Consider the following 22,018-nt stretch of genomic DNA (forward strand, 5'->3'; position numbering starts at 1 on the left):
CAGTCGGACGATAGGGGCGGTTATGGATAACGTCAAGGCCTAACCCGACCAGCCAAAGCGTCAGGGCCTGAGGCATATGGTGGCGATTTCCCCAGGGTGGGCCATTATCGACCGGCAACGCCTGAGGCTGTCCCCATCGAGCAAAGGTGTCTCGTAGGGCGGCTTGAACTTGCTGGGCCGATACCGATTCAAAGACGTATTGGGGGAAAAGCGTGACTGTCAAGCAGCGCACCACTGTGTTCATCAACGAGCGATATCCAACTGACGGGGGTCCCATCGGCCAGGCGCTGGTGGGAGGTCGCATCCAATTGCCAGACGTCATGCACCCGCTCGGCCCGGTGCCGCTCGACCGGAGGACGTCGCATCGGCGGTATGCTCTGCTGTTGTTGGCGAAACCAACGCTGTAAGGTGCGTTGATGGGGAATCACGGCCTGCGGATATCGTTCTGCCAGCAGCACTCGAATCAGCCCCGCCCCCCACCCCGGATGACGCCGTTTCAGCCACACCGCCGCACGATAGATCAAACGCTCCCCGCGCGGTCCGCTCTGCTGATAGCGGATCGCAAGGCCCACCTCGCCATTGTCCCGGTACTGTCGCCAGATTTTACGCACGCCCCAAACCGACAACTTCAGCTGTTGGGCGATCTCTAAGAGCGGTTCTCCCGCTTGATGACGGGTCACAATTTCTCGACGCAACGGCACTGGGATGACGGTAGTCATCGGGTTTACCTCCGCTCACGATGGCTATCTAACGTCTTATGTTCTACTGTTTTACCGCTAAAACCCTGAAGGGGCACAACTCTGTGTCGTATCTTGGGGGCACAACCTTACGTCGGGCAACACACTGCAATGCCCCTACACCCCACTCGAATTGCACCAGCTCAACCCCCACGATTTTGCCTACGGCGATCGCGTTGTCTTGCCCGATGGCCGCACTGGAATGGTGTCTAAGGTGGGCTATAAATATGGCCACGTCGATGCTGATTCTGGGGCCGATTGGAAAGGTTACCTGACCGAGCTGAGGTCAGCGATACCCGATAAAATGGGGCAGCCTAGAGTGCAGCAATTGAGCCTGCTGTAGCGCGATCGCGTCTAGACGCTTTAATTAAAGTGTCACCGCTCCTTTGATGCTCTTTCAATCAGTGAAAACCATTGAAACTCAAAGGTTTTTCAGCATCAATGAGCATGCCCACAGAACCATCATGCCCCAAACAAGTAAGCCAACTTTTAGGTCAAAGCTATCCTGAGCTAATCTAAACGCTCAAGTCGGTCAGACTTTAAACATCAGGCAACATATTTGTGCTTATAGGGGACCTAGCAAATGAGCAAGCTCCCTTTGAATGGCTCCATAGCATTCACAAGAATAGTTTTCTAAAGCTTCACCGTCCAAAATCGTGACCTGACCACGGGTGTAACGAATAACACCAGCCTGACTCAGGTTGCCAGCGGCTACTGTGACACTCGGACGGGGAACGCCTAACATTTCTCCGATAAACTCTTGAGTCAACAAAAATGTATCGCTTTGCACACAGTCTCGTACTAGCAAGAGCCAGCGAGCCAGTCGTTGATTAGTTGAGTGAAATCGATTACAGGCGATAGACTGAGCCGCTTGGCTAAAAAGAGCCTGATAGTAGCGAAGCAGTACGCTTTGTAACGGTCCACCGCGATCGAACTCAGCCTTTAACGTTGCAGCACTCATGCGCGTAGCCTGGCCTGGAACCTGCACGTAGGCTCGATGGGATTTGGTCGTACCGCCCAAAAGGGCCACAATACCCACCATTCCTTCCCGTCCTACTAGACTAACCTCAATGGTGGAGCCGTCTTCCATTGAAGTAACCAAAGAAAACAATGAGTCGTGTGGAAAGTAAACGTGAGGAATGGATTCATCAACGTCGTAGATGGGCTGATGGATTGTCAGTGAACCCAGCTCTAAATGGGGAGTTAGCCGTTCATATACTTCTGTTGGGAGAAGCGCAAGCAGACGATTCGCAGGGCGATCAAAATTTTGAACGTTAGACATATCTCTTTCCTAGGGATGAGCCATGTTGAGAAAAACAACTACTGGCACTAGGAAAAAGGCTTAAATCCCATTCACAATGTCAAAAGAAATTAATCTAGGCTGGCAAACCTTTTTTACGTTGCCTATTTGCACAATAACAGCAATATAGTTGGCAATGTGGCTAAGTTTCAGCGGTTTTATATTACCTTCCTTGGTCTGTACTAAGAGATTTGTGCGTTTAATCCTGCGGCCTACCCGGCATCCCCAACCGCGCCCCAATCAACGAGGCCCACGTTGAGCCCAATCGCCAGCACTACCAGCACGATGTTTTCCCCATCGCCCTAGCTCTCGCTGGCCGTCGTAAATGCATCGATCCCATCCATAGCCGCACCCGTTGCAACTTGCCCAGGGTGCCCAAGACAAAAAAACATGCCAGCGCAGTCCGCACCAATAGTAGGACTTCCTGGGGAATCTGCCGTTCGGTTGTGGCTGCTCAATAATTACGAGTGTTATCTCGTAGACGGAGAAATCAACCTGACGCCGTACTAAGAAGGGTGGCAAATGATAATCAACGAATTTTGCATTTTGCTAGACGCCTACACCCAAGCCGCGAATGATGGGGACACGGGTACTGCTGAAGCGTTGATGAGAGAATTAGATGGCCTAGTCATGTCATCCCAATACGATCGCATAAATGCAGAAAAAACTAAGGGATGGACGGTGGGGTAGTGTCTGCACAGATGCCAAACAAAAACCCTCACGGGCCAGAAGTGCCGGTGGGGGTTAGTTCTCAGGGTGCATCTACGATTCAAGACTTGTGCCCGTTACTTGTCTAGGATGCCCTCGTCAGTGGGGGCGGTAGCAGGGGTAAGCTGTTTGACGTACATGGAATTTCACATCTGCCCCTGGCGATTGCCAGGGGCATTTTGTTGGTTGCTACCGCCGCCGTATAACTGTTCCCTTTCTCTCCCAGCCTTTCATTGGAGATTGGCCTAATGGGCAGTTTTTGAATAGATACTGATGGATAGCGTGGGTAGCGCTGATCCGACTTCATTGGGGTTGTTGTTCATGAGCGCTAGGTAGTTGCCGCGATCGCTAAACGCAACCCGATAGCCATGAGGCCAGTCCTGAACTTCTCCAGTTCTCACACTGCCCAAGCGCGCTCCGGCCACCGGCCCCGCAAAGAAATAGCTATCACCATCTGGACTTAGGCCTATGGCATCATCGGATCGATCAGCCGGTAGCCCAGTGCTGGTCACGCGCGCGCCCGTTTGTGGATCCCAAGTGACCAGCAGTCCATCGCCAGGCGATCGCGTTAGCACATTAAGCAACCCATCATTTCTAAAGACTATATTCATCCCCCAGAAGAGGATATCTTCCGGCGGCAGCGTCCTAGCGTACTCAAACATGCCGCTCTGATTGAGCCGCCATAGGTCTACACGACCCGATGAATCATTCGAGTAGAGCTGAATGGCTAAAAATTGGCCGTTGGGGCTAATGGCAAATCTACCGCTGGTGTCTAAAGATTGCACTGCTGCACCGTTCGCCGTGTTCCACAGAGCTAGTTGTGGTGCAGAAGTGCCGTCTTGATCGGGGTTCACAAACGTTATGATCCGCTGATTGTCACTGCTAAAGGCAATCTGACCACCATCTATGGTTGAAGTTGCCTGGCTGATTGTTTTTTTCCACAGCGGCTGACCTGTCTCGATCGTCCATGCCGCTAGTTCCACGGTGTTGGTGGGAGACGTTTGCGCGATCGCCGCCACCTTCGTCCCGTCCTTGCTGATCGCCGCCCCATCAAAACGAGTCTGCTCGCCAGCAGTAATCTCCTTGATTAGCGCACCTGTTTGCGTATTCCATATCTGAAGCGTTGCACCGTCTGTGGTCAAGGCCAGTAGCCGTTGTCCATCCGCGCTAAAGCTAAACCCTGCCGCTGCCGTTGGCAGGGTTGTTATGGGCGCTTTATTCCAGCGAGCACCGGCTGCTGCCACAGGTTGCGCCCTACCATCTTTGACCAACGCCTGATAGACAAAAGCCGCCACCTCAGCGCGGGTCGCTGGGCGATTGGGCAAGAGCTGATCGAGGGCAGGATAGTTAACAACGATGTTGGCGGCTCTGGCAGCGGTGATGCCAGGGCGAGCATATGCCGGAATAGCAGCAGCATCTTTATAGGCAGATAAGTCCGCCATACTACCGCCCTGATATCCCAATCCATTGGCGATAGAAATCAGGGCCTGTACGCGGGGTATCGGTTGATTGGGCCTAAACTGATTCCCCGGATATCCTGAGAGAAAGCCCGCAGTGCGAGCTTTAGCAATATAGCCAGCCGCCCAATGATTGTTAGGCACATCCGCGAAGGTTGGAGTACTGGGCTGCGTTGCATTCAACCGCTCATTCGGTACTTGAAAAGGCTGCGCTGACATAAACGCTTGATTCAAAATCGCCGCAAACTGCGCGCGGGTTACGGGTTCGTTAGGCTGGAACGTGCCATCGGGGAAGCCGCTAATCACACTGAATCGTGCGAGGCCTGATATGTACTCATAAGCCCAGTAGTCGGCAGGGACATCTCTAAAGGAGGTGCTTGGCGCCGGGATGGGTGCAGGCACCTGCGCAGGCACAGGCGTTTGTGCTGACACAGACGCACTCAAAGGTGTGAGCAAGCTGAGACTCAAGCTAAGCGCTAGGCCGAGGCAAAATGGTGATCTGAAGCGCATGTGGTTATTCGCGGGTAGTTTAAGGGAGTAGTAGGTCTCATATTCCGTCCATCTGGAACGGACTAAATTTATAAGCTGAGCCTATACCGAATAATTAGCTAGATTACCGTAGTGGACTGCAATTGGGCTGAAGGTGATGAGCAGATTTCTAGCTGGCACTGCTGACTCACAGAATCAAGTGCTGAGAATCTATAGTTGTCGTTGAGTAGTTGCAATTTTTACATGAATCGGTGCCATACCCCATTGAATGTCTCCGGACAAGCGTGACCACAAATAGCAGTGTCACAGATTTGATGATGTTTTAAGAGAAAGGTGAGTAGATTTTGTGTGTTAGGACACACATAGCAAAAAGGCTTTGAACTAAGCGATAACGAACAAATTAGGATTAGTGCTCTCGTCTGTCCTAATTCTTCTATCTAGCTGCTTTCCTGCCATCCGCACTGTTACCGAAGGGCAAATTACCTTTAACAACGGCAGTCCAGAGCCTTTCAATACACAAGTCTTTAACAACGAATTGGGCACAGGAAAAACTGATAATCGAATCGTTGTCGAACTGACAGTTGATAAAAGCTTGCTATGGTCTGGGGATAAGTTTCGGACGGTTATTATCTCTGGTAGTAACGCGAATTGTTTTGCGAGAGACTACATTCGTGGAAAACTGGTCAGTGAACTTCGAGGATAATGCAACTTTCTATCCGGTTCCTTCGAGGAAGTTGTCAATAGCCAGAAAACAGCGCAAACGATCAAAGTTGACTTTGATCCAACCGTCCTCGAAGGCGAGAAGGAAAAAGCAAATTGGGAAATTTTAGCCCGTTAGAGGGCTTACGAATAGAAACGTACATCAGGCAATAGCAGCACAACAATCTTGTTAAAGAGATAGTTTCCACATATTGCTCCTATTAGGGTGGATAGCCAGAAACTTTCGGTATATCTGTCTCAATCCGCCAGATCGCTGGAAACTTTCCGCATATTATTCGATCTGGGTGGATAGCCAGAAATTTTTCACATATTTTAGCTATAGTACACACCCAATCAGGCTGCACAATTGCCCAGGCTAATTGCCCGTGCCTCAAAGCAGCCTCACAATCTCTCTCGGCAGATCTTTCGTAAAAAATTCCAAAATTTGTCCAACGCCGCGTTGGACAATTGCTACTCAACTGTATCGGCGTAAGCCAGATGGGCTAATTGCGCGCGCAGGCAATTATTCAAGAATGTTCTGCAGTAGTTAGCGCAAAGAAGGCACCGCCCGGCTTCCTGACATTTGCTGACTCAAAGATTACCTTTGGCCGCGCACAACTTGCTCTTCTGGCGGCGCACCTAGGAAGACGACGCGCACCTGTTGCGGCTGAAAGATCCCAGGGACGCTAACTTGCGCCGTCGCTTGCGGGATGGCGACACAGCGGGTAAGGGCGGATTGAGGATTGTTGGCGTTCAGTGCAGTCACATAGATGGTGGCGCGGCGTCCGAGCACTTCGCTGTACGACAAAACGGGCAGCAGTGAGTCGAGGCAGCCATTCAGGGTGAACTGGAGCGAAACCCGCGTTTCTGACCCCGTGACGTTATCGGCAACGGGAATGCGGACAGCTTGGATTTCGGTAATTCGACCTCCGATCGCCGTCAAGCTTTCGGTGCGAGCCGGAACCGGAATTGCTTGAGCGGTAGTGGTCGCGATTGTGGCTAAGGCTGCTGTGATGGAAAAAATTCTAGCTAACCTAAGTACCAGACAAAAACTGTAAGACTTGGAGAAACTCATCGGTTTTTTGTTCAAGATTAAGCACGATATTTCTAAGATAGTCAAAGCTGTAGCGAAACATGTTCTTATTTTGAGCGCGGCTCAAGCTGCTGGGTGGATATGAACGGGTCGAGTTGCAGGCGAATCGGTGGTAGGTTGCTGTCAGCGGTTCATGGCGTACACCGTGCCCGTGGTACAGCTCTAATATGAGAAACCTATGGTTAGGCGAATTGTCTTTGGGCTGCTAGGGGTATGTATCTGTGTGGGGTTCGTTCTCTTGACAAATCAGGCGCTGCTGTCTCAGGCACCGGCCTTTGTAGCTCAGGGGCGAGGAGGAGCGGTGGCCACCGTAGACACCCGCGCCACCCAGATTGGTATTGATGTCTTAAAACGGGGTGGCAATGCGATCGATGCCGCCGTCGCCGCTGCCGCCGCCTTAGGGGTTTCAGACCCCTTTTCCGCCGGTATTGGCGGCGGTGGCTTTATGGTGATTTATCTAAGGGATAGCGATCGCATCATTACCCTTGACGGCCGCGAGCAGGCCCCAGCCTCGGCCCAGGTGGATATGTTCAAAGACCCCGACAGCTCGACCGGAGCGGTGTTGCCCTTTTCACCTAACCGCAATTCGTCTGGGGTGGCGGTGGGTGTGCCGGGAACGCCCCTGGAGTGGGCGGAGGCGCTGAACCGCTACGGTACGCTGTCGTTGGCGGAGGCGCTGCAACCGGCGATCGCCCTGGCCACAGACGGCTTTGCGGTAGACGCAAACTTTGCGGCCCAGGTGGCGCAAAACCAGGCCCGCTTTGCAGCCTTTACGTCGACCCAGGCCTTATACCTACCTGATGGCAGGCCGCCTGCCGTTGGTTCGCGCTTCAAGAACCCTGACCTGGCCAACACCTATCGTCTGCTGGCTGGTCAGGGGGTGAATGCGTTTTATCGGGGTGAGATTGCGGCGGCGATCGCCCAGACGGTGCAGCGGCCTCCTGCCGTTGAGCAACCCCCCTTTCGCATCATTCCCGGCGGCATGACGCTGACGGATCTCGATCGATATGAGGTGCGGGTGCGGCCACCGACAGTTACCACCTACCGGGGCTTTACGCTTTACAGCATGGGCTTACCCAGCAGCGGCGGCATCACCACTGGAGAGATTTTCAGCATTTTGGAGGGGTTTGACCTGGGCGAGAGCGACCGCGCTAAAGCCTGGCACACCGTGCTGGAAGCTGAGCGCTTAGCCTTTGCCGATCGCAACGCCTACCTGGGCGACCCTGAGTATGTAGATGTGCCTCTGACCGGTTTGCGCAGTGCCGACTTTATCCAGACTCGGCGAGCCTTGATCGGCGACAGCGCCCCGGAAGCGGGTAAAGACTTCCGCGCCGCGCCGGGTGATCCGCTGCCCTACCAGAATGACCCCAGCCCTAGCCTGACTGTGCCCCAACTTAGTGCTCGGTCGGAGGGGGCAACTGGTATCTCAACGACGCATCTCGTAGCCAGCGATCGCCTGGGCAACCTAGTCTCTTACACCCTCACCCTCGAATCTATCGGTGGCTCGGGTATCGTGGTGCCGGGCTATGGCTTTATTCTCAACAACGAGCTGACGGATTTTGACCCCGTCAGCCCCCATCCCAACGCGCCGGAGCCGGGGAAGCGGCCCCGCAGCAGCATGGCTCCTACCATCGCTCGCAGCCCGGGGGGCGACCTGCTGGCCTTCGGTTCCCCGGGCGGCTCCACCATCATCACCACGGTGGTTGGTCTGGCGGTGAACCTGATCGACTTTGGCATGACGCTGCCGGAAGCGATCGCGGCCCCCCGCCTTTCCCAGCGCAACACGGGCATAACTCAGGTTGACGGCGGTTTTGAGCAGGGGGCGATCGCTCAGGCGTTAGCTGAAATGGGTCATGTGCTAGAGCCTGTGCCCGAAATTGGTGCTGCTGCAGGGTTAATTGTGCGTCCCGATGGTTCCATTCTGGCGGCGGCAGAACCCACGCGGCGCGGCGGGGGAACGGCGATGGTAGTGGAACAATGAAACCAGCGTAGACGGCCCTAAAGTAGTGAAGCTGCGAGTTGGATCTATTTAGTTCTTTTGTATTGACTGGATAGCTGCAGGCAACTACTCAACCCACTAGCCTTCAGCAGTTTGAAGCCATTGAGCACTCGGCTTGCTCGATAATCACCTCAGCTACCTCCTAGCAGAGGCGGTCTAACGTTCGACATGAGCGGCGGCCACCGGCCAGCCGCGCGAAACCGCTGTAGCGCAGCTGGCCGGTGGCTGCCGCTCGATGGAGGGGTTAGGCAACGCCATGGTGACGCAAAACAAGGCCCGTAGCAGCAAACGCCTCGTTCCCCGCCAAGCGACCAGAAACCCGCTTCACCACTTCGAACCCTTCGCCAAGGTACAACTGTAGAGCGGCTTCATTGCCTTCGAGAACGTCGAGCGAAACCGGACCGGATTCACAAGAAATTACCTCACGCACCAGCCGCCTCGCGACTCCGCGGCGCTGATGCCGCGGGCTGACGTAGAGCCAGGTGATTTCGCCTTCAGCGATTGCGATGAAGCCCAACGGAATGCCCTCGTCATCCGCGACCAGCACCTTACCATCGAACAGGCCCTCACCTTCTGCAGTCTCCTCAAGCGTCAGAAACGCGTCCATCAACCCGCTCGCCTCGAGTTCTTGCTTGCGCGCTTCATCATGGATCACACATAGATGTGGCCAGTCGGACGATTCGTACTTGCGGATCCGCATACGGTGCCTAACTCGTAATTAGAGGGAAAATTTCTGCCTAATACCCCCTGCGGGATCTTAGGTGGAAATCTGTCTGCCTAAACACCCCACATAGATCTTATGTGGAAAAATTTCAGCATAAATGCCGAATATGGGATCCTAGATGGAAAATTTCAGTATAAATCCCTGGCGACTGGGGGAAAGACAACTTAAGCTTCCCTTATATCTAGTACAGAATTACTCATGGATGGTTCAACTCCACCAAGGCGCTTGCTTGACCAGGTGCGAGATGCGATTCGGCTGAAACATTATCCTTACCGAACAGAGCGGTCCTACGTTCAGTACAACGCCTGTGGCAAAACCATGAGCCAGTCGCAAAGGGAGACACCCAGTGAAATAACTCTGAGTCCTGGTTTAGTTGCCCCACACCTGAAAGAGCAGCATCACAGTCTCTCCTTGCAGCTCTTTCAGGTGTGGGGCCGCGATCGCACCCTTGGGCCTAGCTGAGCATCAGGCCAGCGCCCTGTCCAGTTTCTGCTACAACGTGGGGCCGCACCAATTTACAGGCAGCGACACCTATCGCCACGCCCAAGTAGGCAACCACCAAACCGCTGCCGATGCCCTAATGAGCTGGACAAAGGCCGGTGGCAAGGTGCTGCCCGGTCTGGACAAGCGCCGCGAGAAAGAGAGAGCCATTTACCTCGGAGAGTAACCACCGTGACTTGGCAATGCCTTTACACCCCGCTCGAATTGCACCAGCTCAACCCCCACAATTTTGCCTATGGCGATCGCGTTGTCTTGCCCGATGGCCGCACTGGAACGGTGTCTAAGGTTGGCTATAAATATGGCCACGTTGACGCTAATACCGGGGCTGATTGGAAAGGCTACCTGACCGAGCTAAGGCCATTGATACCCGATGAAGTGGGACAGCCCAGGATGCAGCAATTGAGCCTGCTGTGGCGCGATCGCACCTAGACGCTTTAATTAAAGTGTCACCGCTCCTTTGCCCTCTTTCAATCAGTGAAAACCATTGAAACTCAAAGGTTTTTCAGCATTAATGAGCATGGCTTAAGAACCATCATGACCGACCCCACCCTGCTCGAAATTATTGCCCGCCTAGAGCGTATTAAATCGCAGCAGCGTGAGATCCTCCAACTACTGCGCCATGGTGTGACCCCACCAGAGTGGGCCAACGGCGAGGTGTTGGCAATGTCTCTAGGTATCAAGCCTCGCGCCGTGGATGGTGAACTGCGAGCGCGCATCCTAGCCAGCCGCGTCGGTGTTGTCCGTTTTACCAGACAATACCGACGCAGCCGCCGAGTTTTGGGCAATATTTACCTTTGCCGTAGATTTACTCCCAGCTAAATCAGTGCGAGGATGTGGACGCTCCCCTGTCTCCATTTCGCCAAACCCACCCCATGCCACGACTCTTTCCCCTTGCGCTGTCTGCCGCCCTGCTGACAACTGGCGCGATTGCTCGTACTGCCCTCGCCCAACCCTCCCTAGAGGTCGTAGCTGAACTACAGCAAGCCCCCGGCAACCTGACCGTCACCCCCAGCGGGCAGCTAATTCTGTCGCTGCACCAGTTCTACAACCCGCCTTACCCCGTCGCCGAGTACAGCAATGGTGCGATCGCGCCGTTGCTACCCCAGTCAGAAAATAGCCCCGTTACCGCCAGCGTACTTGGCCTTTTAAGCGACAGCACCGGCATTGTTTGGCTCCTAGACAACGCCATGGGGAATGATAGCCCCCCGCAGCTGGTGGGGTGGGACACCCAGCAAAGCGCTCTCCACAAAACCATTTCACTGGCCGATGTCACCCCTGCTGGCTCGTTCATTAACGACCTGCGCATTGACGAGACGACCCAGACCGCTTTCATCACCGACCCAGCCGGTGGCGACAACGCAGCCCTGATCGTGGTGGACCTAGAAGCAGGCACCGCCCAACGAGTATTAGAGGGCCACTACAGCGTTACCCCAGAACCCATCGACCTGTTTGTGGAGGGCAATCCATTGCTGAGGCGTCAAGAGCGCACTTACCAGCGACCGCAAGTCGGCGTAGATGCCATTGCCATGGATGCCAACCACGAATGGCTTTACTACGGCGCTCTGCACGGCACCAGCCTCTATCGAATTCGCACCGCCGACCTGAGGGATGGGTCTCTGAGCGCGGCAGAATTGGCAAGTCGAGTCGAGAAGTATGCCGACAAACCCATTTGTGACGGCATTTTGATGGATGGGGCTGGCAACATCTATTTAGGAGAACTCGCAGCCAATGCGATCGGTGTGATCACCCCCGAGCGGGAGTACCGCCGTTTGATTGAAGATCCTCGCCTTAGCTGGGTTGATGACTTTGAGTTCTCTGCCGATGGTCAAACCATCTATGCGGTTACCAATCGACTGCACCTATCGGCCCCGCTAAATGCAGGAGTAGAATCGGGCACACCGCCGTTCTATATTTTTGCATTTGAACCCCTTGCTCCTAGAACCCAGCCGTAGGCATTTGCTGCCTGGGGGTGCCCTTGATCCATAGTCCTTAGCTCAGTACCCAGGGCTTTTTGCTGCCTACGTCTGCTGGTGTTTGAGAAACAGGGCAGGCGCGCGATCGTCAAAGCAGTGGGCACCAAAAGTAGGACTTCCTGGGAAATCAGTCGTTCGGTTCATGAATCCTAGTAGCTACGGCGTAACACTCGTAGATAGAGAAATCAACCTGACGCAGCACTAAGAGGTTGGCAAGTTATGAACACTGACATTCAGACCCTAAAGCAAATTCTCAACCGTATCCTACGCACCGAGCCGGCCGACAAAACCCATGCCGCGCTCCTAAATAAATCCTACGTGAGTATCAAAAGCGCTGTTGATGCCCTGGAGGACTACCAGGCACACTAGCCCCAATGAAATTTCACCATGCCTCTAGCAATCGCCGGGGGCTCTTTGTTGCCTACGCCCGCTGCCTCAGATACAGCCCGACCAGCACAGCAACCCCCACCAGCCAAAGCAGGCCTGTCCCCAAGCCAGTATTACCGACATACATCGCCCAATCAGCAGGCCATTCTCCAGAGTCTATAGCTGCACCCAAGCGACCAGCCATCAGCAACGTAGAAATAGCAGTTCCAGTCAGCCACGATAGACCAGAGCGGGGCAAAGGTTTCAGCACAATGGCCACCCAGTAACCAGCCTAAAATCACCTTCCTAAAGTGGTCAACGGCCGTCCATAGCCAAATCTTGTTTTTTTGAGCTCACAAAGGTTTCCAGCTCGTCGAGTTCGTTGACCTCTGGAGTCGTTTGCCTACTTGCTTCACCCAAGTAATCACCGTCGTGTGATGAACCCCTTTAACCCGTTCTATCGCTTTAAACCCAGAGGCGTTGACGTACATCTTGAGACATTCGCGTTTCACCCCATCTGCGTAATCTCAATGAGGGTCATTAGGTATCAATAAACTGACGTTCGCAAGCTACATAAATGTGATTTTGTTTACCTTTCCTATTGCTATTATTACGGATATGAGCGGCTTCACATTCCGGACATTGCATCATAGTTACCCTAATTCATCTTCTAATTATGCAACGCCTAACTTGTTTGGCTAAAGAGAGATTTATCCGGATGGTATATTTTTTGTCTGTAAAGGTTATTAAAATTTTCCCTAGTCCTATGGATAGCCCTGGTGATAGCCTTCCGGCCTATCCTTCTTCGGTTTCTGGGTGCCTTTAAAGGTTTGAGCAAATGTATGTAATCTCTCAAAATGAATAGTTGTGAGATTGAATTGTATATCTCTACACCTTCCTAACTTGATTTTTTCTTTTACAATGAAAAATAAGCATCCTGGAAATCTATTCTCTGTAAAAACTTTATTGCTCCATGCTTTAGGCTGAGATATCCATGGTAGATGTGCTTGATCCGCATAATTCTCTTTTTCTCAAAGAGCTATTGTCAGCTTCTAAAATCCAGTCAATATAGAACAGGTTTTAGACAACAAAAAGCAGATTAAACTTGTCGATGGTCTATGGACTTGCTGGTTTGAAAATACGCCGTCTATTCAGGCCAATAGTCTTTACTTTAGCCATCCCAAATGGGCTAAAACTTACTTTGATGCCTGCCACAGAGATGCGCTCTTTAAAGAGCGCTGGCAGGCTGCTGCGGGTAGTTGGACTGGCAAAATTGTTGTAGATGTGGGGTGCGGGCCCGGCAACCTATTGGCTAACCTCGGCGGAACTCCCAAACTACTGATTGGTATAGATATAGCTCCAGGCTCGCTGGCTATGGCTAAGGCTATTGGCTACATCCCTCTCTTAGCCGATGCCCACAATATTCCTCTAGTGTCTGGGTTTGCAGATTTGGTTGTTGTTAATGCAGCCCTACACCACTGCGATGATATGCCAAAGGTTCTCTCAGAGGCGGCTCGGCTAGTGCGACCAGGTGGGCTTTTGGTTGTAGACCACGACCCTCAGCTTACGGGCTGGCACTATAGGGGCCTAGGGCTACTGCTTTACAAACTTCGATTGGGGTTTATTTATCGCTTCTTCTTAAGGGATTTGTACATTCCTGACGAAGAGAGACTAAGCGCTTTGGCAACAGAGGTACATCACCAACCTGGGCACGGGGTAACCCGAGATCTGTTTTTGGATACGCTGGTACCACTGGGGTTTGAGGTTAAGCTTTACCCCCATAACAATGCTATTGGGGCTGAAGCTTTACAGGGCCAATCGGGCAAGCCACCTCACTGGCGCTATAGGATTGGGCAGCTCTTATCGGGTATAAACTGCTGGTCTGCTGATGCAGCGCTGACGCTAATGTGTGTCGCAACTCGAAGAGCTGCCGATTCAGAAACAACGCTCTGCTCAAGGCCCACGACCTGAGCTGGTTAGATAGCTAATCGACACCCCAAACAAAGCCCCCACGGGCCAGCGGTGCCGGTGGGGGTTTTCGGGTGCATCTACATGGAGCGATCGCCGCTGCTAGACCTATGGTGCCCTGCCTCATGAGTGCGGCAGCGGGAGCAGGATGCGATCGGCCAGATGGCTTAGTCGGTTTTGCTGCTAATGGCTAAGGCCCACTAGGTTTGGGTTACCACTGGGTAAATATAATGAATTGATAGCTTGCCGATCATCTAGAGTTCCGTAGAACTAGCCATGCGTCGGGAGAAACAATAAGGGATGATGTAAATCAGCATGGAAAGCAGGGTCTACCACTCGCTACAAACTCCTTATTCTCCTCAAAGTAATGCTGTTTTACTTCATTCCTGCTAGCATCGTCTTTGCCTTTTGCTCAAGTCTCTTAATAGCTGATAGCTCAAGTCCTAAGGATTTAGAAAGCTGGTTGTTTATCCTTTTGGCATCTTTGATTTGGCCTATTTGCCTACCCTCTATTCTCAGGAAGCAGTATTCCAATTTGCGAAAGCTTTTAGGAGAAGCACCCTACAAAAAACAGGTCTTCAGCCCTGACGCACTCTGATCGCCCACTCAGCAGGCCATCCCCCAGAGTCCATGCCCAGCACCCACGCAACTGACTTAAGATGCCCAAAAAACAAAACCCCCACAGGCCAGCGGTGCCTGTGGGGGTTTTTACATCTACAGATATAGCATCGCGCCCGCTGTGGGCCTATGGTGCCCTGGTCGGTGGAGGCGGTAGCAGAGGTAAGCTATTTGGCGTAAACGAATTTCACATCTGCCCCTGGCGATCGCCGGGATAAAGATTACCGGTTTCGCTCTTGAGGCAATTAACCCAACTATCCGACCATGATGGGTCCTAGGCCTGAGTCGACCCGCTATACCCCGCTGATTTTACCCCTGAGCCTATCAATACGAGCACTCGATTAAGATGCAATTAACCCTGGACGAGGCCACCGTTAACGACATCGTGAGTTATGTACCTAGGGTCAAATCGTTGACTGCCGCTTCAAGCGCTTTTGCTCATACATTTGTTGATCGGCCAGAGCCAAGATATCTTCTAGGGATCGGGTCTCGCCTGTCTCGTAGGTATAGGACCCGACGCTCATGGATAACTGGAAAGGAGCCTCTTGCCGCTGATTGAACTGGTCAATGCCATCCTGTAGCCGGTGCTGCAGCCGGTCCCACTCTTCGGGGTTGCCTGGCGCTAAAACCGCAAACTCATCGCCCCCCAATCGAGCGACCAGGTCTGATTCTCGAAACGTGCGTTTTAGCACATTAGCTGCCGCCCACAGGGCAACATCGCCAGTTTCGTGTCCCTGCAAATCGTTGATCTGCTTGAGCCCATCCAGGTCAATAAACAGCACGCTAAAGGCAGTTTTGAGCCTCGTTGACAGCTTTAGCTGCTGTTCAGCTAGTAAGAAAAAGCCTCTGCGGTTGTGCAATCCGGTCAATTCATCGGTGAGGGAAAGTAGACGTACGGCTTCCTCTGCCGATCGCCGTTCCTGAATCTCTAACGCTAGCTTTTGATTGGTTATCTGGAGCTGAATCGTCCGTTGTTCAACCCTATGCTCCAGTTCTGAGTGAACCTGAACGTTTTCGATCGCCACCGCAGTAGTATCGGCCAAGGCTTGCAGCACTTTAACGTCTTGGGCTGCGGGTTCTTGTTGAGCGGCCCAGTAGGTACCAATGGCACCAATCGGGTTCAGGGTGCGAATCGGCACCATGACTAGACTTTGGATAAACGTAGGTTCGTAGGCCAACCAGGGAATGCGCTGATCTTGAGAGACGTTAGCGATCACCGCCGGAACTCGATGGCGCATTGTCCAACCGCCAATACAAACATCCATGGGAAATCGCTTGCCTTTCCAGAGGGGAGCGATCGCGTCTTCATCGGCGTAGTAGCAGCAGTCACCCTCTTTCAACATAAAACAAGCTCCATCGGAGCGAGTCAGCTCGCGCGCCGCCACGCGCACAATTTCCATAATCCGCTCCAGAGTTTTTGCCAACGACAGCTCCTGAACCACAATCAGCAATCGTTCCATAGACTGAATGTGTTGCAGAACTGTGGGTGTGCTTTCGGTTTCAAGAGCACAGGACAAGGGAGCTGCTCTAGCGTTGTCTTGAAGAAGATCCATAGGGGGTAGTAATGGGGGCAGGTATCCTTATTTATTCCCTAAAAACATTTACCTTGATGTCTGTGTGTAACACATGTCAATCGGTTAGCTGCTGAAAAAATGGCTGAATAGGCTTTTGAAACCTGTCACGATCTCAAAATGGCTAACTCATCGTTGATTGGGAACCTATGAGGCAGAAACCATGCACAGAAATTTGGGCATCTTAATTGGGTTGATAATATTATCTGACTGATGCAAAATAAGTAATGCCCTGATCTGCGGCTTTAGGATAGGGCTTCTTGTCTTTAGGGTTTGGGTTGGGACTGGCGGCGGTGCCAAGCCACAGGGCTGGTGTTGACCGCATACCTACGCCTCTACTCTCGGCCTGACTAAGTTGTTGGGTTGTGTCTAGAATCATCTGAAACTGAAATTGTCCGAAGTACTACTGCGGAATACTGTCTGGAGTACCGCTAAATGATTGAACAACTGGTTCCTGACCCGATAGCCAACGAGTTATCGTTGCTCCCCTACGTCTTTTTGTCGGCATCCAGTGCTGAAGGAGAATCGACCGATGAGGTCGTGCTCGATGCCCTGTGTGCCATTCGCGTCTACCTCGACATGGAGGTGGCCTTTGTCGGCGAATTTTCAGGCGGTCAGCGCCGATTTCGCTATGTGGATTCATCCTTAGAGCATCCACCGATCGCCGTGGGTGACTCAGGCCCACTCGAAGAGAGCTATTGCCAACGCGTTGTCGATGGTCGGCTGCCAGAGCTGATTCAAGATGCCTCATTGGTTCCAGCGGCGCTGGAGCTGCCGGTCACCATGGACCTACCGGTGGGAGCTCATCTCAGCGTGCCGATCCGCTTGGGAAACGGGCAGATCTATGGGACATTCTGCTGCTTTAGCAGCCGGCCCGACTTTACGCTGGGCGATCGCGACTTGTCCCTCGTGCGCCTGTTTGCCAATTTTGCCTCTCGCCAAATTAGCCGAGAGCTAGCCGCCGAGCGCCAGCACCGAGAGATGCGCCAGCGCATTGTCTCAGTGCTGGAGTCTGAATCGTTTACTATCGTCTACCAACCGATTGTTCACCTCGTCGACAACAAGATCATCGGCGTCGAGGCGCTGACGCGGTTTTGGTCTCGGCCCATTCGCAGCCCTGATGTGTGGTTTAACGAGGCCGCTGAGGTGGGCCTGAGCGAAGAGCTGGAGATGGCAGCGATCGCTAAGGCCCTCACGAGCTTCGCTTACCTCCCTGACGATGTCTATCTGTCTCTCAACGTCTCGCCTGACAACATCTTGAATGGCGCTATCCATCGAACCCTCCACGAGGCGCCCCTCCATCGCATTGTGCTGGAGGTCACTGAGCATGTGTCCATCCCCGATTATTCTCAGTTTGGTCAAGCCCTAGCGCCCCTGCGCGAGCGCGGCCTTCGTCTCGCCGTTGATGATGCCGGCTCGGGCTACGCGAGTTTCCTGCACATCCTCAAGCTCAATCCAGAAATCATCAAGCTTGACATCGGCCTCATTCGCCATATTGATACCGACCTTAAACGCCGAGCCTTAACCGTCGCCCTAGTCGGGTTTGCTCAAGAAATCGGCAGTAAACTCATTGCCGAGGGGATAGAGACAGCCGCCGAGCGCGCCACCCTAGAGCAGCTTCGAGTCAACAAAGCGCAGGGGTATCTGCTCGGGCATCCCCTACCGATCAGCGAAACCGTAGCACTGTTTTAGTAGATCTGCCCGCTGTCCAAGGCTAGGGCAGGCGGACGGTAAATGTTGTGCCCGCCTCTGCCGTCGAGGCGACCTCTACCGTGCCCCCATGGGCGACGGCAATCTCGCGCACAATGTACAACCCCAAGCCGATGCTGCCCGGAACCCGTTGCGCTGTCGAATTCGGCTCGGTGTAGCGCATGAGCGGGTCGAAGATCGTCGCCAGCATCTCTGGCGGAATCGGTGGCCCTTCGTTATGCACGCTCAAGACCATGGTTGATTCGTCTAAAGCGACCAATAGTTCCACTGGCCCCTCGGCTGACCCGTGCTGAATTGCGTTGCCCATTAAATTAGAGACGACCTGGCGGAGTCGGGCCGGGTCGCAGTCGCACGTCAGGTCGCCATCTGGGTGAAAGCGCAGCGTGCGCTGCGGGTGGGCAACGCAGAATTCCTCGAAGACTTGGCGACAGAGAATTTCTAAATCGACCGGACCGCGTGTCAGCGGTATCGTACTGCCCAGCCCCGTCGAGGCGAAGTCGATCAGGTCGCGGATTAATCGCGTGACCGACTCTGTGTTCGTCTCGATGATCGACAGCGCTTTGGCAGAGCCTGGGTCTTGATTTGCGGTGCGTGAGACCAGTTGTGCAGCCATGCTGATGGAGCTCAGCGGGCTGCGCAGGTCGTGGCCGAGGATGGCCAGGAACATGCGGCGCGACTGCTCGACACGGTTGGTGTAGCTGCCAACAGCCACGTCGAGCGATTGGTCAATCGACTCGTTGAAGCGGGTGATGTCGTTGACATCGTTGATGTCGAATTGCGAGTGACGCTCGGTCCACAGACGGAGCACGCTGGCGCGCAGGGCGCGGTATTCGGAGATGACCTCCATGATGTCAAAGCCCGAACCCACGCGGCCCACACCGTGCAGTACCGAGGCGTCGTCGAGCTCATCGCTCTCTTCGCCAACAGCGCCGCCAGTGCCTTTGGACTTGCTGGCCTGCTGCGCAAGGCTCTGGTCGCTCTGCATATCGCGCGCGGTGGCCCGCAGCATTCCCTCGGCATCGTTACGCAGGGCGAGCTTGGTCATCTTCCCACCGGGCGCGAGGCTGCGCGCAAACGTTTCCCATTCCGCAAGAATGGGCTCGATGTTCCCAAGAATAAAGTCTGCTAGTCGCATCAATTTCTCTGTTAGGAACATCTTAGGAATAGGGGCATGATACCGCTGGGGGTAGTTAAAAAGATGTCAGCCTAATGCCTCTCTAGGAGTGATTAGGGGGGTGATAAATTGACCTACAGCAAGGTTTTCTACCTTTTGGCTAACTATGTTGTCATAGCAGACGCTATAGAGTGTGGGCGAGTGTCGTAGGCGATCGCAGTAATGACATTAAAGCTAGTCTCTGCTTTTTCCCTTCCCGGCTTACCCCAGCGTCAGCCGGAGGTGGGTCACTTGATTCGGAATTTGCGTCAACTGACGGGCCATACCCAAGAACAGTTTGCGGGAGTTTTGGGGGTCAGCTTCAGTACCCTCAATCGCTGGGAAAACGGGCACATGCAGCCCTCGCCCCTAGCGCTGAAGCAAGTCAACAGCGTTTTGGTCGAACTGGCACAGGTTGCAGACCCACGCTTACAAGCAGCTCGCCAGGCGCTGTTGGCTAAGTACATAAGCGTCAACCAGCCCGATAACGGCGACCTTGAAGAACGGCATTATAGAGAGCAGGCATGACACAACCACAACTGACCCCTGAACCATTATTCGCTGGAGACGGGGAGTTGGCGCGACTAGTGCGATCGCACGACTGGTCTCAAACGCCACTGGGTGCGCTCGAAACTTGGTCAGACAGCCTGAAAACGGCGGCGCAGATTCTGTTAAGCGAACTTGCTCAAGCCCAGCAGTCGAAGAAAACGCAGGTAGAAACTGAGTTGCAGCAGCCTGGCAATTTTAATCAGACCGCCGCCGAATCTGCCGATGCGGAAGCTCAGCTGCGTCAATCTGAAGAGCACTATCGCCTGTTGTTTGAGTCAATTGGCGAAGGCTTTTGCACGATTGAAGTGCTCTTCGATGCCGATGGCAGGCCGTTTGATCACCGCATTTTGCAAGTGAATCCAGCCTTCGAGCGGCAGTCTGGCATTGCCAACCCAGCCGGCAAGAGGGCAAGCGAACTGGCACCAGGACTGGAACAGCATTGGAATGACCTTTACGCCCACGTCATTCACACCGGTAAGTCTATCCGCACTGAAGAGCGCTCGGACGCGCTCGATCGTTGGTTCGACGTTTTGGTTTCACGGGTTGGCGATGCAGCCATGCATCAGGTGGCGATCGTATTTATTGACATCAGCGAACGCAAACAAGCAGAAGAGTTATTGCGTCAGAGCGAATCGCACCTTCGCCTAATAATTGAAAGTGCCAAAGATTACGCCATCTTCACGCTTGACCTCAATGGGATCGTGACGAAATGGAATGCCGGTGCCGAACGCCTGCTGCAATACTCAGAAGCCGAAATTATTGGTCACAACGCTCGGATCATCTTTACACCAGAAGACAGACAAGAAGGAAGAGCCGAGCAAGAGATGCAAATCGCTTTAACTCAGGGACGGGCAGAAAATGAACGTTGGCACCTGCGAAAAGACAGCAGTCGCTTTTGGGGCAGTGGCTTGGTGATGCCATTACAGGACGAAGTGGGCAACGTGCAGGGATTTGTCAAAATCATGCAGGACAAAACCACCCAAAGACAAGCCGAAGCAGAACGAGAACAACTGCTGCAGCGCGAACAAGCCGCACGAGAAACGGCGGAACGAGCCAACCAAATCAAAAACGAGTTTTTGGCCGTGCTGTCCCATGAATTGCGATCGCCCCTGAATCCGATTTTGGGCTGGACACAACTGCTGCGCAGCGGCAAACTCAATCCTGCTCGTCAAATTAATGCTTTAGACACAATTGAGCGTAATGCAAAACTACAAGCGCAACTGATTGAGGACTTGCTTGACATTTCCCGCATCATGCAGGGCAAGCTGAGCTTAACAGCGACTCCGGTCGGTTTGTCATCTATCATTCATGCTGCTATTGAAACCGTGAGTTTAGCGGCAGTCGCGAAAAATATTCAAATCACGCTTGACCTTGACCCAGATGTGGCTCCGGTCTCTGGCGATGCTGCCCGGCTGCAACAAATGGTTTGGAACCTGCTCACCAATGCGGTCAAGTTCACAGATCATGGCGGACAGGTGACGGTCCAACTGAGGCAAGTGGCTGCCGAAAGCAGCTTGGGCAAGGCGATGGCCCAAATTCGAGTCATCGATACGGGCAAGGGCATCAGTCCGCAATTTCTACCCCATGTGTTTGAGTATTTTCGGCAAGAAGATGGTTCCACCACCCGTAAATTTGGCGGTCTAGGATTAGGTCTAGCAATCGTGCGGCAGATTGTGGAACTCCACGGCGGTAGGGTCACCGTGGAGAGCGACGGCGAGCAGCAAGGTGCGACCTTTATCGTGCAGCTACCGGCCCTACAGCAGGCAACGCCAATCCTTCCTGAACAAAACCAGCTTCAATCCGCTGCAGAGACACGCTTAGACAACGTGCAAGTTTTGCTCGTTGAGGACGATACTGATGCGCGTGAGTTTCAGTCTTTTCTGCTAGAGCAACAGGGGGCAACCGTAACCGCCGTTGCTTCCGGGGTAGAAGCGCTGCAAGCCTTGGAGCAGTGGCTTCCCGATGTCATCGTCAGCGATATTGGCATGGCAGAAATGGATGGCTACAAGCTGATGCAGCAGATTCGCTCGCGCCCCCCCGCTCAGGGAGGGATGGTGCCAGCGATCGCGCTCACGGCCTATGCCGCAGATATCGACCAAGAAAAAGCGCTCCAAGCTGGATTTCAAACCCACTTGACGAAACCGTTGGATCTAGAACGATTTGTCAGCGAGATCATAACCCTGCTGAAGCCAAACCGAGGCTAGATATTGTGCCTGGCCACAAGTAGTGCTGCTTTAGGCCCCCAGCTTGGTTGTGCGACCAGGTAACTTTCACGATGCAAGATCGGTGAGTTATATCAAATCCGCTTATTCAGGAATAATTAGCTTACGGCATCTACCCACCAGTGAAAGCCCGTTAGGCCTTGAATGAACGCCGGTCGGTTGAGCAACACTCGACACCGCT

20 protein-coding genes and 2 pseudogenes are annotated in these 22,018 nt (G+C 53.4%); 12 read left to right on the forward strand and 10 right to left on the reverse strand.

All coding sequences use genetic code 11. The features are described 5' to 3' along the window. Positions 1-223: pseudogene (locus H6F57_RS27300) on the reverse strand (hypothetical protein); the annotation flags it as partial. Continuing rightward, positions 189-719, reverse strand: coding sequence for a hypothetical protein (locus tag H6F57_RS22650; RefSeq protein ID WP_190624758.1), 531 nt, complete (start codon positions 717-719; stop codon positions 189-191). The pseudogene H6F57_RS27300 and the gene H6F57_RS22650, both read right to left, overlap by 35 nt. Before the next feature lie 151 nt (positions 720-870). On the opposite strand from H6F57_RS22650, the gene H6F57_RS22655 reads away from it, so the two are divergent. Continuing rightward, positions 871-1,080, forward strand: a complete 210-nt coding sequence (locus H6F57_RS22655) for a hypothetical protein (protein WP_190624759.1) — start codon at positions 871-873, stop codon at positions 1,078-1,080. Between the two features lie 222 nt (positions 1,081-1,302). Here the strand turns inward: H6F57_RS22655 and H6F57_RS22660 are convergent, their stop codons facing one another. Then, complete coding sequence (locus tag H6F57_RS22660; RefSeq protein WP_190624760.1) at positions 1,303-2,019, reverse strand: Crp/Fnr family transcriptional regulator; 717 nt, start codon at positions 2,017-2,019, stop codon at positions 1,303-1,305. 540 nt (positions 2,020-2,559) lie between these two features. Here H6F57_RS22660 and H6F57_RS22665 point away from each other — a divergent pair. Beyond that, on the forward strand, positions 2,560-2,727 hold the full coding sequence (locus H6F57_RS22665) for a hypothetical protein (protein ID WP_190624761.1): 168 nt from the start codon (positions 2,560-2,562) through the stop codon (positions 2,725-2,727). A gap of 263 nt (positions 2,728-2,990) precedes the next feature. Here H6F57_RS22665 and H6F57_RS22670 read toward each other — a convergent pair whose 3' ends face one another. Further along, complete coding sequence (locus H6F57_RS22670) at positions 2,991-4,187, reverse strand: S-layer homology domain-containing protein (protein ID WP_242024737.1); 1,197 nt, start codon at positions 4,185-4,187, stop codon at positions 2,991-2,993. A 1,801-nt stretch (positions 4,188-5,988) separates the two neighbouring features. Further along, entirely contained in the window at positions 5,989-6,465 is a 477-nt protein-coding gene (locus tag H6F57_RS22675; protein ID WP_190624763.1) for a hypothetical protein, read from the reverse strand. 196 nt (positions 6,466-6,661) lie between these two features. Between H6F57_RS22675 and ggt the strand changes: the two genes are divergently transcribed. After that, positions 6,662-8,464, forward strand: coding sequence for a gamma-glutamyltransferase (gene ggt, locus H6F57_RS22680; RefSeq protein WP_190624764.1), 1,803 nt, complete (start codon positions 6,662-6,664; stop codon positions 8,462-8,464). A 262-nt stretch (positions 8,465-8,726) separates the two neighbouring features. Here the strand turns inward: ggt and H6F57_RS22685 are convergent, their stop codons facing one another. Next, positions 8,727-9,182, reverse strand: coding sequence for a GNAT family N-acetyltransferase (locus tag H6F57_RS22685; RefSeq protein WP_190795045.1), 456 nt, complete (start codon positions 9,180-9,182; stop codon positions 8,727-8,729). Between the two features lie 472 nt (positions 9,183-9,654). Between H6F57_RS22685 and H6F57_RS22690 the strand changes: the two genes are divergently transcribed. The 5 genes from H6F57_RS22690 (at position 9,655) to H6F57_RS22710 (ending at position 12,049) form a co-directional block, all read left to right on the forward strand. Further along, positions 9,655-9,873 (forward strand): lysozyme, encoded by a 219-nt coding sequence (locus H6F57_RS22690; protein ID WP_199292384.1) that lies wholly within the window; start codon positions 9,655-9,657, stop codon positions 9,871-9,873. A 5-nt stretch (positions 9,874-9,878) separates the two neighbouring features. Next, complete coding sequence (locus tag H6F57_RS22695; protein WP_190624441.1) at positions 9,879-10,136, forward strand: hypothetical protein; 258 nt, start codon at positions 9,879-9,881, stop codon at positions 10,134-10,136. Positions 10,137-10,241: 105 nt separating this feature from the next. Beyond that, complete coding sequence (locus H6F57_RS22700) at positions 10,242-10,526, forward strand: hypothetical protein (RefSeq protein WP_190624442.1); 285 nt, start codon at positions 10,242-10,244, stop codon at positions 10,524-10,526. 53 nt (positions 10,527-10,579) lie between these two features. After that, positions 10,580-11,659: an L-dopachrome tautomerase-related protein gene (locus H6F57_RS22705; protein ID WP_190624443.1), complete on the forward strand. Its 1,080-nt coding sequence runs from the start codon at positions 10,580-10,582 to the stop codon at positions 11,657-11,659. A gap of 240 nt (positions 11,660-11,899) precedes the next feature. Then, positions 11,900-12,049 (forward strand): hypothetical protein, encoded by a 150-nt coding sequence (locus tag H6F57_RS22710; protein WP_190624444.1) that lies wholly within the window; start codon positions 11,900-11,902, stop codon positions 12,047-12,049. 52 nt (positions 12,050-12,101) lie between these two features. Here the strand turns inward: H6F57_RS22710 and H6F57_RS27710 are convergent, their stop codons facing one another. Together H6F57_RS27710 and H6F57_RS27715 are read right to left on the reverse strand one after the other, a co-directional pair. Beyond that, positions 12,102-12,317 (reverse strand): hypothetical protein, encoded by a 216-nt coding sequence (locus H6F57_RS27710; RefSeq protein WP_242024712.1) that lies wholly within the window; start codon positions 12,315-12,317, stop codon positions 12,102-12,104. Next, a pseudogene (locus tag H6F57_RS27715) lies at positions 12,238-12,694 on the reverse strand (IS1 family transposase); the annotation flags it as partial. The pseudogene H6F57_RS27715 and the gene H6F57_RS27710, both read right to left, overlap by 80 nt. A gap of 636 nt (positions 12,695-13,330) precedes the next feature. On the opposite strand from H6F57_RS27715, the gene H6F57_RS22720 reads away from it, so the two are divergent. Further along, positions 13,331-14,017 (forward strand): class I SAM-dependent methyltransferase, encoded by a 687-nt coding sequence (locus H6F57_RS22720; protein WP_347279982.1) that lies wholly within the window; start codon positions 13,331-13,333, stop codon positions 14,015-14,017. A gap of 1,019 nt (positions 14,018-15,036) precedes the next feature. Here H6F57_RS22720 and H6F57_RS22725 read toward each other — a convergent pair. Continuing rightward, entirely contained in the window at positions 15,037-16,092 is a 1,056-nt protein-coding gene (locus H6F57_RS22725; RefSeq protein ID WP_347279983.1) for a diguanylate cyclase, read from the reverse strand. Between the two features lie 546 nt (positions 16,093-16,638). On the opposite strand from H6F57_RS22725, the gene H6F57_RS22730 reads away from it, so the two are divergent. Then, entirely contained in the window at positions 16,639-17,895 is a 1,257-nt protein-coding gene (locus H6F57_RS22730) for an EAL domain-containing protein (protein WP_190624447.1), read from the forward strand. A gap of 22 nt (positions 17,896-17,917) precedes the next feature. On the opposite strand, the gene H6F57_RS22735 is transcribed toward H6F57_RS22730, so the two are convergent. Further along, the gene (locus H6F57_RS22735) at positions 17,918-19,048 is read right to left on the reverse strand and encodes a sensor histidine kinase (RefSeq protein WP_199289427.1); all 1,131 of its coding nucleotides are present in this window, start codon (positions 19,046-19,048) and stop codon (positions 17,918-17,920) included. A 201-nt stretch (positions 19,049-19,249) separates the two neighbouring features. Here H6F57_RS22735 and H6F57_RS22740 point away from each other — a divergent pair, with 201 nt between their 5' ends. Beyond that, positions 19,250-19,594 carry a helix-turn-helix transcriptional regulator gene (locus H6F57_RS22740; RefSeq protein ID WP_190624448.1) on the forward strand — a complete coding sequence of 115 codons (345 nt, stop codon included), beginning with the start codon at positions 19,250-19,252 and terminating at the stop codon, positions 19,592-19,594. Beyond that, the gene (locus tag H6F57_RS22745) at positions 19,591-21,819 is read left to right on the forward strand and encodes an ATP-binding protein (protein WP_190624449.1); all 2,229 of its coding nucleotides are present in this window, start codon (positions 19,591-19,593) and stop codon (positions 21,817-21,819) included. The genes H6F57_RS22740 and H6F57_RS22745 overlap by 4 nt, the downstream gene beginning before the upstream one ends. Positions 21,820-22,018 lie beyond the last annotated feature (199 nt).

It is taken from the genome of Leptolyngbya sp. FACHB-60 (genome assembly GCF_014695775.1).
Lineage (GTDB): Bacteria > Cyanobacteriota > Cyanobacteriia > Phormidesmidales > Phormidesmidaceae > Nodosilinea.